Genomic DNA, 12,467 nt, shown 5'->3' on the forward strand with positions numbered 1-12,467 from the left:
TAAAGACGAAAAAAACATCCTCCCAAGGAACACCTGGAGCACATGCTCCGGGTGAACGACCTTCCACGTCCGAAAGGAACGAAATCATGGCATTCTACGATGCGCTCACGAAGCACCTGAAGTCGACCGACTTCCTGCGCGATGCAGGGTATGTCAACGGTAACTGGATCGGCGGCAACGGCGCCGAGACCTTCGACGTCTTCAACCCCGCGACGGGCGAAAAGCTCGCGACGCTGCCCGAAATGGGCGCGACCGAGACGTCTGCTGCGATCGACGCCGCATACAAGGCGCAGCAGGTCTGGGCCGCCCGCCCGGCCAAGGACCGCAGCGTCCTGCTGCGCAAATGGTTCGACCTGATCGTCGCCAATGCGGACGAGCTGGCCGCCATCCTGACCGCCGAAATGGGCAAGCCGCTGCCGGAAGCCAAGGGCGAGATCCTCTACGCCGCCTCCTATGTCGAGTGGTATGCGGAAGAGGCCAAGCGCATCAACGGCGAAACGATCCCCGCACCCTCCGTCGACAAGCGCATGCTCGTCATCAAGCAGCCGGTCGGCGTCGTCGGCACGATCACGCCGTGGAACTTCCCAGCCGCGATGATCGCCCGCAAGGTGGCGCCTGCGCTCGCCGTCGGCTGCACGGTCGTCTCAAAGCCCGCCGAGCAGACCCCGCTTTCGGCGATCGCGCTGGCCGTGCTCGCCGAAAAGGCCGGCCTTCCGGCCGGTGTCTTTAACGTCATTCTCGGCACGGACGGCCCGGCGATCGGCAAGGAGCTTTGCTACAATCCGAAGGTCCGGAAAATCTCATTTACAGGCTCGACGGAAGTCGGACGCATCCTGATGCGCCAGTGCTCCGACCAGATCAAGAAGGTGAGCCTGGAACTCGGCGGTAACGCGCCCTTCATCGTCTTCGACGATGCGAATCTCGATGCTGCCGTCGAAGGCGCGATGGCCTCGAAGTACCGCAATGCCGGCCAGACCTGCGTTTGCGCCAACCGCATCTACGTGCAGTCGAACGTCTATGACGCCTTTGCCGACAAGCTGGCGAAGAAAGTCGCCGAGCTTTCCGTCGGCAACGGTTTTGACAAGGGCATCACGATCGGCCCGCTGATCGAGGAAGCCGCCATCGAAAAGGTCGAGGCGCATATCGCCGACGCCGTTTCCAAGGGCGCGACGGTGGTTGCCGGCGGCAAGCGCGTCGAGGGCAAGGGTACGTTCTTCGAGCCTACCGTGCTGAAGGGCGTTTCCCGCGGCATGACGGTCGCGCGGGAAGAGACTTTCGGCCCGGTCGCCGCTCTTTTCCGCTTCGATACGGTCGAGGATGTCATCGCCCAGGCGAACGACACCGAATTCGGCCTCGCCGCTTACTTCTTTGCCGGCGATCTGAAGAAGGTCTGGCAGGTGACGGAAGCGCTGGAATACGGCATGGTCGGCGTCAACACCGGCATCATCTCCTCGGAAGCCGCCCCCTTCGGCGGCATCAAGCAGTCCGGCCTCGGCCGCGAAGGCTCCGCGCACGGCGCCGACGATTATCTGGAGATGAAATACGTCTGCATGGGCGACGTCGCCTGACATTTATGAAACGCCCCGCTTCGGCGGGGCGGTTTTCACGCGGTTTCGATATCCGTCTGCGAAAAGTCGTCGCCCTTGTAGAGCAGCGGGACGTTGAGGTGCCTTGCACAGGCATAGGCGAAACAGTCACCGAAATTGAGCCCGGCCGGATGGCGGCCTTTGCCGTAGCGATGGTAAGCCTCGACGGCGGCAGCGGTCGCTAGCGACGAGATCGCGATGACCTCGATTTCAAGCGGGCGAATGTAGGCTTCCACCTCACGCAATGCCGCTTTCGGTTCGACGCCGGAAATGCGGCTGTAGGCGACGGAGGCCTCCCAAAGCGCCATCGGTGACGTTGCGCGCGAAATTGCCGTCATGAGGCGTGCCGAAAGCGACGCGGCGTCGCTTTCGTTTGTCATCATCGCGACGATAGCGGAAGCATCGACGAACATCAGTCTTCGTAGAGGCTGTCGATGAAGGCCTTGTCAGCCTTGAGGCCCGTCGGGGAATACTTTCTGTTCAATTCCCGCGTCATGGCAACGGCCTTCTCCACCAGCGTCGGCTCGTTTTCCGCGCGCTCCAGCTCATGCGTCAGCGCTTGCCGCACCGCCTCGGTCTTGCTGACCTTGCGCAGCGTGGAGAGCTTTTCCGCAAGCCTATCGACCTCCTGATCTTTCACGTAGAGCGGCATGGTATATCCTTCCTCTTGTGGAGGTATATATAGCATCCCAGCCCCGCAAATGAAAGTTCAGGCAGGTTTCGCGGCATCAGGATGCGCCGCCTGGAAGGCCGGGAGGGCGCGGCAGGTTTCCGTGATGCGACGGACCCGCTCGAGGCCGGCTATGTCGGCGCCCCAGCGCTCGGCGTTGTAGACCTGCGGCACGAGGCAGAAGTCGGCCATGGTCGGCGTGTCGCCGTGGCAGAAGGCGCCGGTCGCCGGATTGTCGAGCAGTGTTTCGACGGCGGCGAGGCCTTCGCCGATGAATTTCTTCATCCAGTCGGCGCGCACCGCCTCCCCGTCCTCGATCAGCGTCATGAGATGGCCGACGACGCCGGTGTTGCAGACGGCGTGGATTTCCATGGCGATGGCATAGGAGATCGCCCGCACCCGCTGCCGGCCGAGCGGATCGGCGGGCAGGAAACGCGCCTCGGGGCGCGTCTCCGAAAGATATTCGATGATCGACAGCGATTGCGTTAGCATGTGCCCGTCGATCGCAAGCGCCGGCACGAGGCCCTGCGGATTGCGGGCGCGGTGCTCCGGCGAGCGCTGTTTCCCGTCGAGCAGGTCGACGGATTCGCGCCGATAGGCGAGACCGAGGCTTTCGAGCGCGATGCGCACGCGGTAGCTCGCAGACGAGCGCCAATAGTCGAAAAGCACGATCTCGCCGCTCATCGGTTCAGTCCTTCTCGTAGGCTTTGACGGTCTGCTCGATCGCACCGAAGATCGAATGGCCGGTCTTGTCCTTCATCTCGATGCGCACGACGTCGCCGAATTTCATGAAGGGCGTTTTGGGCGCGCCGGTGGCGATCGTCTCGATGGTGCGGATCTCGGCGATGCAGGAATAACCGGCGCCGCCCTCCGCGACAGGCTTGCCCGGGCCGCCGTCGAGCTTGTTGGAGACGGTGCCGGAGCCGATGATCGAGCCCGCGACGAGCGGCCGGGTCTTTGCTGCATGGGCGACGAGCTGGCCGAAATCGAAGGTCATGTCGACGCCGGCATCGGCCTTGCCGAAGGCCTTGCCGTTGAGCGAAACGAGGAGCGGCAGGTGCAGTTTGCCGCCGTCCCAGGCGTCGCCCAGTTCATCCGGCGTCACGGCGACGGGCGAGAAGGCGGAGGAGGGTTTCGACTGGAAGAAGCCAAATCCCTTGGAAAGCTCGGCCGGGATCAACCCGCGCAGCGACACGTCGTTTACGAGCATGACGAGGCGGATCGCCGCGCGCGCTTCCTCGACGCTTGCGCCCATCGGCACGTCGTCGACGATGACGGCGATCTCGCCTTCCATGTCGATGCCGAAGGTCTCGTCAGCTGCCAGGATTGGGTCGCGCGGGCCTAAAAAGCTGTCGGAGCCGCCCTGGTACATCAGCGGATCGGTCCAGAAGCTCTCCGGCATGTCGGCATTGCGGGCCTTGCGTACCAGTTCGACGTGGTTGACATAGGCCGAACCGTCCGCCCACTGGTAGGCGCGCGGCAGCGGCGAGGCGGCGTCGTGCTCGTGGAAGCGGGTGGTGGGCTGCGCGCCGGTTTCCAGCCCCTCGGCGACCCGTTCGAGCCGTGGCGCGACATGCGCCCAGTCGTCCAGCGCCGCCTGCAGCGTGCGGGCGATGTGCCCGACTTCCGAGCAGAGCGTCAGGTCACGCGAAACGACGACCAGGCGGCCGTCGCGGGTGGAATCCTTCAGTGTCGCAAGCTTCATGCGTCTCTCTCCCGATCTTGTTTCCGGCCGCAAGGATGTGTCATCTTCCGGCCGCCTGTCTCCACCCTCGTGCGCCGCTTTGCGCGGCGCATCGTTTTTCAAGGAAATTCCGCGTGAACCGCAAGGTCCTGAATTCCCTGCTGCTCGCCGCCGGCTTCATCGGCGCGACGGCGCTTCTCCTTTATACGATGGGTCAGCCGCTCATCTGCAAGTGCGGATATGTCAAACTGTGGCATGGGGTCGTGGTTTCCTCGGAAAACTCGCAACATCTCTCCGATTGGTACACGCCGAGCCACATCATCCACGGCATCCTGTTCTTCGGCCTCTTCACGCTGATCCTGCCGAAAGCCGGCATCAACCTGCGCCTGACGCTCTCCCTCGTGCTCGAATGCGCCTGGGAAATCCTCGAAAACACCGACATGATCATCAATCGCTATCGCGAATCGACGATCTCGCTCGATTATTTCGGCGACAGCGTCATCAATTCGAGCGCCGATATTCTGGCGATGGTCGTCGGCTTTTTCTTGGCCTCGCGCCTGCCCGTCTGGGCAAGCATCGCGATCATCGTGGTTTTCGAGGGCGTGACCACCTACCTGATCCGCGACGGCCTGGCGCTCAATATCCTGATGCTCGTCTGGCCGCTCGAAGCGGTGAAGGCCTGGCAGGGGGGCTGAACGACCGGTCACTTGATGCCCGGCGTGCCGTCGAATTTGCGCTCAAGCCCGTCCCAGCATTCGAGATAATTGTCCTGCAGCGTGTCCAGCTCGGCGGCGAATTTGGTGAGCTGCTGCGGGTAGCGGGTCTCGAACATGAAGGCCATGGTGTGGTCCAGTTTGACGGGCTTCAGCTCGCTGTTCGACGCCTTGTCGAAACCCGTCGCATCCGGCCCGTGCGGCAGCATCATATTGTGCAGGCTCATGCCGCCGGGCACGAAGCCTTCTTCCTTGGCGTCGTACTGACCATGGATCAACCCCATGAATTCGCTCATGATATTGCGATGATACCAGGGCGGACGGAACGTGTGTTCGGCCACCAGCCAGCGCGGCGGGAAGATGACGAAATCGATATTCGCCGTGCCGGCCTCTTCCGTCGGCGCCGTCAGCACGGTGAAGATCGACGGGTCGGGATGGTCGAACAGGATGGCGCCGACCGGCGAATAGGTGCGCAGGTCATATTTGAACGGCGCATAATTACCGTGCCAGGCGACGACATCGAGCGGCGAATGGCCGATCTCGGTGACGTAGAACTTGCCGCACCATTTGACGTGGACTCGGCACGGCGTCTCCTTCTCCTCATAGGCGGCGACCGGTGTCTTGAAATCGCGCGGATTGGCAAGGCAGTTCGCGCCGATCGGCCCGCGGTCGGGCAGGGTGAATTTCGCGCCGTAGTTCTCGCAGACGTAACCGCGCCAGACGTCCCCCTCGCCGAGGCGGGAGACCTTGAACATCATGCCGCGCGGGATGAGGCAGATTTCCAGCGGTTCGACATCCATGATGCCCATTTCGGTGAAGACGCGGATCGCGCCCAGCTGCGGAACGACAAGCAATTCGCCGTCGGCATCGAAGAAATAGTCGTCCACCATGTCGGCGTTGAACGTATAGGCATGCGCCGCCATGCCGACCTGGGTCAGCACGTCGCCGGCCGTCGTCATCGTGCGCATGCCGTCGAGGAAGGTGAGCGTCTCCTTCGGCGCCGGCAGCGGGTTCCAGCGCAATTGGCCGAGTGGCAGGGAGTGGTCGTCGAGGCAGGGCGCGCTCTTCCAATGCGGGTAGCTGGCGTTGGAGAAGCGGCGCGTGTGGCGCACGCTCGGGCGGATGCGGTAAAGCCAGGAGCGCTCGTTGGTGCCGCGCGGCGCGGTGAAGGGCGAGCCGGAAAGCTGCTCGGCATAGAGGCCGTAATTGCATTTCTGCGGGCTGTTCTGTCCTTGCGGCAGGGCACCGGGCAGGGATTCCGTCTCGAAATCATTGCCGAAGCCGGTCATGTATTTCAGGCTGTTGGCGATCTCCGCGGCATGGTCCGGCATGGCTTGGCCTCCTCTTGCTAAGCGCCCTTGTCGTCAGGTGGTTACAGATGTAACTGTCCATTTTGTAACCATCAAGGCGCCACCCATGGACTTCCGGCTCGAAACATTCCTGCCCTACCGCCTCAACCAGGCGGCGGAACTGGTTAGCCAGCGTTTTGCCGCGCAGTACCGCGCGCGCTACCGCATGACCCGGCCGGAATGGCGGGCGCTGGCCGCGCTCGGCTCCTACGGCCGCATGACCGCGACGGAAATCGGCGCCAATTCCAGCATGCACAAGACGAAAGTATCGCGCGCCGTGCGGGCGCTGGAGGAAAAGCGCTGGCTGAAGCGCAGCGAGGATGCCGCCGACCGCCGCATCGAACATCTCGACCTGACACCGGCGGGCCGGCGCATCTATGGTGAAATGATCGCGCTGGCGCATGAATACGAGCAGGAACTGGCCCGGCTTCTTGGCGCAGACGGCCTGGAGCAACTTGAGGCAGGCCTCGCCACGATCGAAGCGGCGCTGGCGGTGCAACCGGCGCGGCGCGGACCAAGCGACTGACGATCCATCACGCAGATGAATCGATCCGTCCGGATCGATTCAAAGCTTTCGTTGGACGGTGATTCGGGGCTTCGGCAGAATCCCGGGCATGCCGAACACCACTCCCTCCCCTGCCTATCGCTTCCGCCGCATCGACGCGACGCGCAACATGGCGCGCTTCTACATGCTCTCACTGGAGCCGACGCTGTTCGGTGAGATCGCCGTGCTGCGCCACTGGGGCCGTATCGGCACGCGCGGCCGGCAGGTGTCGAGCCTGCATGCGACAATGGCCGAGGCCGAGACGGTGCTCGCCCGGCAAATCGCTCGACGGCGGCGGCGCGGTTACACCGAGGCGTAGGAGTGCGGAAAAGGTTAATTTTCCGGAGTTTTCCCCAATCGAATCGGGGCATGCCGATAGGCGTGCGATGGTCAATACGCTAAAGTCTCATTCATGGACGTACCAGCGCCGGTCGAGCGCGGTGCGTTAACCATTATTGCCTTGCCCTCGATTCAGAATCGGTTCTAAATGCGGTTTAAACCCCAAGGTGGGCTTGAAATCGCATTTTGAGATTCTCGACATGAATATGGCCGCAATGTTCGGACAGGCAATTTCCGAGGTCGATCAGCTGATCATCGGGCAGGCGCATGAACTGTCAGACAAGCTGAAGCAGCATCGGCTGGAGATGTTTCCGCCTGTTGCCCAGAAGAGCCTGCGCCAGTTCCAGCTGAGCGAGGCGGCGCATTTTCTCGGGGTCACCAGTGGCTACCTGCGCAATCTTTCGCTGGAATCCAAGGGGCCATTGCCGCAGGTGACGCCCTCCGGCCGCCGTTCCTACTCGGCCGAGCAATTGCAGGAAATGCGGGAATATCTGGAGCAAAACGGCCGCGGCGGCCAGCGTTACGTGCCGCGCCGGCGGGGCACCGACCATCTCCAGGTCATCGCCGTGGTGAACTTCAAGGGCGGCTCCGGCAAGACGACGACGACGGCCCATCTTGCCCAGCACCTGGCGCTCACCGGCCACCGGGTGCTCGCGGTCGATCTCGACCCGCAGGCGAGCCTTTCAGCGGTGCATGGTTTTCAGCCGGAATTCGACGTCAACGAGAACGAGACGCTCTACGGCGCCATCCGCTACGACGACCAGCGTCGGCCGCTGAAAGAAATCATCCGCAAGACCAATTTCCCCGGTCTCGACATCGTGCCCGGCAATCTCGAACTCATGGAGTTCGAGCACGACACGCCGCGCGTTCTGGCGCAGGGCGACCGGAGCGATTACGGCCGGATCTTCTTCGCGCGGCTTGACGAGGCGCTCTCCTCCGTCGCCGACGATTACGACGTGGTGGTGATCGACTGCCCGCCGCAGCTCGGCTTTCTGACGATGAGCGCGATCTGCGGCGCGACCGCGGTGCTCATCACCGTGCATCCGCAGATGCTCGACGTTATGTCGATGTGCCAGTTCCTGCAGATGCTGGGCGAGGTGCTGAACACGCTGAAAAGTGCCGGCGGCAACATGAACCTCGACTGGCTGCGGTATCTGGTTACCCGCTATGATCCGGCGGATGGCCCGCAGACGCAGATGGTCGCCTTCATGCGCTCGCTGTTCAAGCAGCATGTTCTCACCAGTCCCATGGTGCGCAGCGTCGCCATTGCGGATGCCGCGCTCACCAACCAGACGCTCTATGAGGTCGACCGGAGCCAGTTCACGCGTGCCACCTATGACCGAGCGCTGGAATCCATGGAGGCGGTGAACGCGGAAATCGTCGAACTGATCCACAAGGCATGGGGGCGTTGATCATGGCGCGCAAGAACGTTCTTTCCAATCTGATGTCGCCGAGCGCAGAGAAGTTGACGCCGGTAAACCCCGTTCCCGACGAACAGCGCCATCACGTGACCTACAAGGGCATCGGCGCGCTCGGCGCCGTGACGCGCAGCATCGATGCGCTCGCCGCCAAGGCGGATGCCGCCAAAGAGATCGAGGCGAAGCTGACGGCCGGCGAAATCGTCATCGAACTTGAGCCGGACGAGATCGAAGAATCCTTCATCTCCGACCGTCTCGCCCATTCGGACGAGCAATTCCAGGAACTGGTCGAGGCCATGCGCGTGCGCGGGCAGGATTCGCCGATCCTCGTGCGCCCGCATCCGGCAAAATCCGGCGTCTACCAGATCGCTTTCGGCCATCGCCGCGCGCGTGCTGCGCGCCTGCTCGGCCGCCCTGTTCGCGCGGTCGTCAAGGCGCTCACCGACCGGGACCACGTCATCGCGCAGGGCCAGGAGAACAGCGCGCGCGCCGATCTCTCCTTCCTTGAGCGGGCGACCTTTGCCGGGGAGCTGGAAACGCGCGGCTTCGATCGCGAGACGATCATGGCGGCATTGAGTGCCGACAAGACGACCGTCTCGAAAATGCTGTCGGTGGTGAACCGTATCCCGAAGAGCGTGCGCAGCGCGATCGGCCCGGCGCTGAGCATCGGCCGCGACCGCTGGCATGAGCTCGCGACGCGTTTCGATGAGCCGTCCAACGAGGACAAGGCCGTGGAGTTTCTTGCCCGCGAGCGGGTAAAGATCCGCACGCCGGAGGACCGCTTCAACCTTGTCAGCGGCCATCTTTCGAAGAAGGAGGCCGCGGGAATTGCCAAGCCGGCGCCGGCGGAATGGTCGCGCAAGGACGGTGCGGTCAGCGCCAGCATCAAGACGAACGGCCGCCAATACACGATTGCCCTGAAGGCCGCCGAAGCGCCCGCCTTCGGCGCCTATATTACCCAGAACCTGGACCGTCTCTACGAGGCGTTTCGGACTGAAAACAAACAGAAATCGGGAGATTGATCCGCAAAAGAAAAAGGCCCCCTCAACGTTACCGTCGCGGAAGCCCTTCTCATCGTTTAGCAACCTGAGAATCGCACTTCCCCGAATCACAGTCAAGCCTTTTCGGCGCCGGTTTCGGTGATGGGGTCTCTTTTGCCTGTTGAAAGGTGAAGAGAGATGGAGACGGACGGCATAACGACGCCCTTCGGGCGGCGGGCTATGACGCTTGGCATGTTGGCAAGCCAGGCGATAGCCAAGACGGTCTCGCCGGAGGCGAGCATCGACAAGTGGAAGCTTTATCGCTGGCTTTGCGAGGCCCGGGTGAAACTCGGCATCAGCGATCGGGCGCTCTCGGTGCTCAACGCGCTGATGAGTTTTCACCCGAAGACCGAACTCAGCGGCAGCGACGGCCTGGTTGTGTTTCCTTCCAACACGCAGCTTTCGCTGCGCACGCATGGCATGGCCGAAACCACGCTGCGCCGCCATCTTGCAGCGCTGGTGGAAAGTGGCCTGCTCACACGCCGCGACAGCCCGAACGGCAAGCGTTATGTGCGCCGCGACCAGCAGGGCACGATCGGCGAAGCCTTCGGCTTCTCGCTGGCCCCCTTGCTCGCCCGGGCAGGGGAAATCGAACAACTCGCCGCCGCAGTCACCGCAGAACGCGTTTTGCTGCAGCGTCTGCGCGAGCGGGTCACGCTAGTCCGTCGTGATATCGCCAAGCTGATCGAGACGGCGTTGGAAGACGGCCTTGCCGGCGACTGGATGCGTTACGAAGCCGAATACCGCCGCGAGGTCCAGGCCTTGCCGCGTTTGCGGACGCGCGAAAACCTGACGCCGGCGCTCACCGCACTCGAAGCCTTGCGCGTCGAAATCCTCAAGTGCCTGGAACAGCAGATTATTTTACAAGAACCAGATGGCAATGCCGGCCATACTGAGCGGCACAAACAGAATTCAAAACCCGACTCTACTTCTGATCTTGAACCAAGCTTCGAAACGAAGCAGGGCGGCAAAGCTGAGGCCAGACCGGACCGTTCGACCCCGCGGCAGATGGAGCAGGATGAAAAACCGGATGCCCGGTATTCGCAATGGCCTGTCGATGTGCCGACGGCGGCCAAGGGGGTTTACCCCCAGCCGGCGAATGCTTCGGATCCGCAAAAGCCCTATCCGCTGGGACTTGTGCTGCGGGCTTGCCCGGAAATGGTCGCCTTCGGTCCTGGCGGTGCGATTTCGAGTTGGCGTGACCTGATGACGGCGGCGGTGGTGGTGCGCTCGATGCTGGCGATCAGCCCCTCCGCCTATGAACAGGCCTGCGCGGTGCTCGGGCCGGAAAATGCCGCGACGGTGATCGGCTGCATCCTGGAGCGATCCGGCCACATCAACTCCGCCGGTGGCTATCTGCGCGACCTCACCCGCAGGGCCGAGCGCGGCGAATTTTCACTCGGGCCGATGCTGATGGCGTTGATGCGGACGAACGGTATTCCGGCCAAGCAGGCGGGATGAGGGTCGCAGGTTGGCACAGCGAAATTCATCGCGGAAACCGCACGTTAACCATGAGGCTCCTAATCATGGGGGGAAGATAAGGAAGCCCGAATCAATGCCCCCTCACGCCTCGGTCCAGCCGCGCCGCCGTTCCATTTCCGTCGAGACCGGACCGGTCGTCCCGTTTCCTGCCGAGCGCCGCACCGCCCATGTGCGCCGCTGTGCTGGAGAACTTGGCGGCTTGCATGGCGAGGATGCCCGGCTTTACTGGCTGAAGGTCTGCCGGGAACTGGCGGAGGAATTGCGCAAGCTCGGATCGAACGAGAACCAGGCGCGCGCCGCCGTTTTCGCGTTTCAGGATGAGGTCCAGCAGGAGCTCATGCGCCAGCACGAACCGGACGATGTCTGATTTCAGATAAGGCCGGATGCGCTGCCCGCGAGACCGAGTGAAAAGACCACGAGGAAGGCGGCCGCAACCCGGTAGACCACGCGCGGCGACAGAAGCGGCGCCCGCCCGACGAGGCTGCCCAGCACGAGAAAACTCGTGCCCGCGCCAGCAACCAGCAGACTGAAAAGTCCAAGCGCCGGCGCGATCTCCATCAGCGGGCCATGCGGCATGATGACGAGGCCGATGATCGGCGCTTTCGGATTGAGCACGGTCGTCAGGAAAACCTGGCCGATCGTGACGGGCGATGAGGCGTCCCGGTTCTCCTGGGTGGATGACAGGCGCCACAGCCGGAACGCCAGAAACAGCACCCAGCAGGCGGCGGCGAGACGAAGGGCAATTGCGAGCGCCGGGCGCCCATCCAGCAGCGCGGCCGCGATCGTCGCAAGCGGCACCACCACAGCGAGATAACCGGCGAGTTCTCCCAAAAGTAGCGGAAGGCTGGCGAGGAAACCGCACGCCGCCGCCCCGACCGTCAGCAAGGTGTTGGTCGGGCCGGGCGTCAGCAGCAGCGCGAGGATGGCGAAGACGAAAAAACTGTCCGGCATGATGACCCCGGGAACGGATGATGTGATCTCCCCTACCCTATGGCTTCCCCTCCCCGCAACCTTGATCTCCATCAAGTGCAACACACCCTTCCCCTTGCACGAGACTCCCGGTAAGGATCGATCACGACAATCCGGATGGGGGACATGATGGCGGAGACGATTGCGGAAGATATCCGGCGGTTGGAAGAACAGGAACGGCTTCTGCGCTTCAGCCGGTTCAGCCCCGACGACGCCTGGGCGCTTGGCAATCGCGTGCGCGAAACGGCTCTGGCTTTGGGCGCCGGCGTGGCGATCGATATTTCGCTGCGCGATCGCCCGCTCTTCCATTGCGCCCTGCCCGGCACGTCTACGGACAATGTCGAATGGATCCGCCGCAAGCGCAACACCGTGTTGCGGCTATGGCACTCCTCCTATCTCGTCGGACGGCGGCTGGCGCTGTCCGGCCGCGAGCAGCAGGAGGCGCACAATCTCAGCCTCACCGATTATGCCGTACACGGCGGCGGTTTTCCGCTCTTCGTCGCCGATCTTGGCTGCGTCGGTGCGGTCACGGTTTCCGGCGTTCCGCAGCGCGTCGATCATGCGATCGTCACCGATGCGATTGCCGCGTTCCTGAATGTCGACCTCGGCGAAAGCCGGCTGACCGACTAACCCCCTCCCCTCTAGGAAAGAGGCAAGCGGCTGATTAGGATAG

At 63.0% G+C, this 12,467-nt stretch carries 15 protein-coding genes; 9 read left to right on the plus strand and 6 right to left on the minus strand.

What is annotated here, in order from left to right; genetic code table 11:
• Window positions 1-86: 86 nt before the first annotated feature.
• Window positions 87-1,568 (plus strand): NAD-dependent succinate-semialdehyde dehydrogenase, encoded by a 1,482-nt coding sequence (locus GB927_RS08590; protein WP_256116300.1) that lies wholly within the window; start codon window positions 87-89, stop codon window positions 1,566-1,568.
• 35 nt (window positions 1,569-1,603) lie between these two features.
• On the opposite strand, the gene GB927_RS08595 is transcribed toward GB927_RS08590, so the two are convergent.
• The 4 genes from GB927_RS08595 to GB927_RS08610 are packed head-to-tail and all read right to left on the minus strand — an operon-like array spanning window position 1,604 to window position 3,961.
• Entirely contained in the window at window positions 1,604-1,999 is a 396-nt protein-coding gene (locus GB927_RS08595) for a type II toxin-antitoxin system VapC family toxin (protein WP_256116301.1), read from the minus strand.
• Entirely contained in the window at window positions 1,999-2,238 is a 240-nt protein-coding gene (locus tag GB927_RS08600; protein ID WP_256116302.1) for a type II toxin-antitoxin system VapB family antitoxin, read from the minus strand. The genes GB927_RS08595 and GB927_RS08600 overlap by 1 nt, the downstream gene beginning before the upstream one ends.
• A gap of 57 nt (window positions 2,239-2,295) precedes the next feature.
• Window positions 2,296-2,940, minus strand: coding sequence for a maleylacetoacetate isomerase (gene maiA, locus GB927_RS08605; protein WP_256116304.1), 645 nt, complete (start codon window positions 2,938-2,940; stop codon window positions 2,296-2,298).
• 4 nt (window positions 2,941-2,944) lie between these two features.
• Complete coding sequence (locus tag GB927_RS08610; RefSeq protein WP_256116305.1) at window positions 2,945-3,961, minus strand: fumarylacetoacetate hydrolase family protein; 1,017 nt, start codon at window positions 3,959-3,961, stop codon at window positions 2,945-2,947.
• Window positions 3,962-4,074: 113 nt separating this feature from the next.
• Between GB927_RS08610 and GB927_RS08615 the strand changes: the two genes are divergently transcribed.
• A complete protein-coding gene (locus tag GB927_RS08615) occupies window positions 4,075-4,635 on the plus strand; it encodes a DUF2585 domain-containing protein (RefSeq protein ID WP_256116306.1) in 561 nt (186 codons plus the stop codon).
• 8 nt (window positions 4,636-4,643) lie between these two features.
• Here GB927_RS08615 and hmgA read toward each other — a convergent pair whose 3' ends face one another.
• Entirely contained in the window at window positions 4,644-5,984 is a 1,341-nt protein-coding gene (gene hmgA / locus GB927_RS08620; protein ID WP_256116307.1) for a homogentisate 1,2-dioxygenase, read from the minus strand.
• An 85-nt stretch (window positions 5,985-6,069) separates the two neighbouring features.
• On the opposite strand from hmgA, the gene GB927_RS08625 reads away from it, so the two are divergent.
• The 6 genes from GB927_RS08625 (at window position 6,070) to GB927_RS08650 (ending at window position 11,192) form a co-directional block, all read left to right on the plus strand.
• Entirely contained in the window at window positions 6,070-6,528 is a 459-nt protein-coding gene (locus tag GB927_RS08625; RefSeq protein WP_256116309.1) for a MarR family winged helix-turn-helix transcriptional regulator, read from the plus strand.
• A gap of 88 nt (window positions 6,529-6,616) precedes the next feature.
• A complete protein-coding gene (locus GB927_RS08630; protein ID WP_256116310.1) occupies window positions 6,617-6,865 on the plus strand; it encodes a WGR domain-containing protein in 249 nt (82 codons plus the stop codon).
• Between the two features lie 226 nt (window positions 6,866-7,091).
• The gene (repA, locus tag GB927_RS08635; RefSeq protein ID WP_435266073.1) at window positions 7,092-8,297 is read left to right on the plus strand and encodes a plasmid partitioning protein RepA; all 1,206 of its coding nucleotides are present in this window, start codon (window positions 7,092-7,094) and stop codon (window positions 8,295-8,297) included.
• Window positions 8,298-8,299: 2 nt separating this feature from the next.
• A complete protein-coding gene (gene repB, locus GB927_RS08640) occupies window positions 8,300-9,325 on the plus strand; it encodes a plasmid partitioning protein RepB (protein WP_256116312.1) in 1,026 nt (341 codons plus the stop codon).
• Window positions 9,326-9,481: 156 nt separating this feature from the next.
• Window positions 9,482-10,804, plus strand: a complete 1,323-nt coding sequence (gene repC, locus GB927_RS08645; RefSeq protein WP_256116313.1) for a plasmid replication protein RepC — start codon at window positions 9,482-9,484, stop codon at window positions 10,802-10,804.
• Window positions 10,805-10,898: 94 nt separating this feature from the next.
• A complete protein-coding gene (locus tag GB927_RS08650; RefSeq protein WP_256116314.1) occupies window positions 10,899-11,192 on the plus strand; it encodes a DUF6074 family protein in 294 nt (97 codons plus the stop codon).
• Window positions 11,193-11,194: 2 nt separating this feature from the next.
• On the opposite strand, the gene GB927_RS08655 is transcribed toward GB927_RS08650, so the two are convergent.
• Entirely contained in the window at window positions 11,195-11,776 is a 582-nt protein-coding gene (locus tag GB927_RS08655) for a LysE family translocator (protein WP_256116315.1), read from the minus strand.
• Between the two features lie 147 nt (window positions 11,777-11,923).
• Between GB927_RS08655 and GB927_RS08660 the strand changes: the two genes are divergently transcribed.
• Window positions 11,924-12,424 (plus strand): heme-degrading domain-containing protein, encoded by a 501-nt coding sequence (locus GB927_RS08660; RefSeq protein WP_256116316.1) that lies wholly within the window; start codon window positions 11,924-11,926, stop codon window positions 12,422-12,424.
• Window positions 12,425-12,467 lie beyond the last annotated feature (43 nt).

Source organism: Shinella lacus, from assembly GCF_010994755.1.
Lineage (GTDB): Bacteria > Pseudomonadota > Alphaproteobacteria > Rhizobiales > Rhizobiaceae > Shinella > Shinella lacus.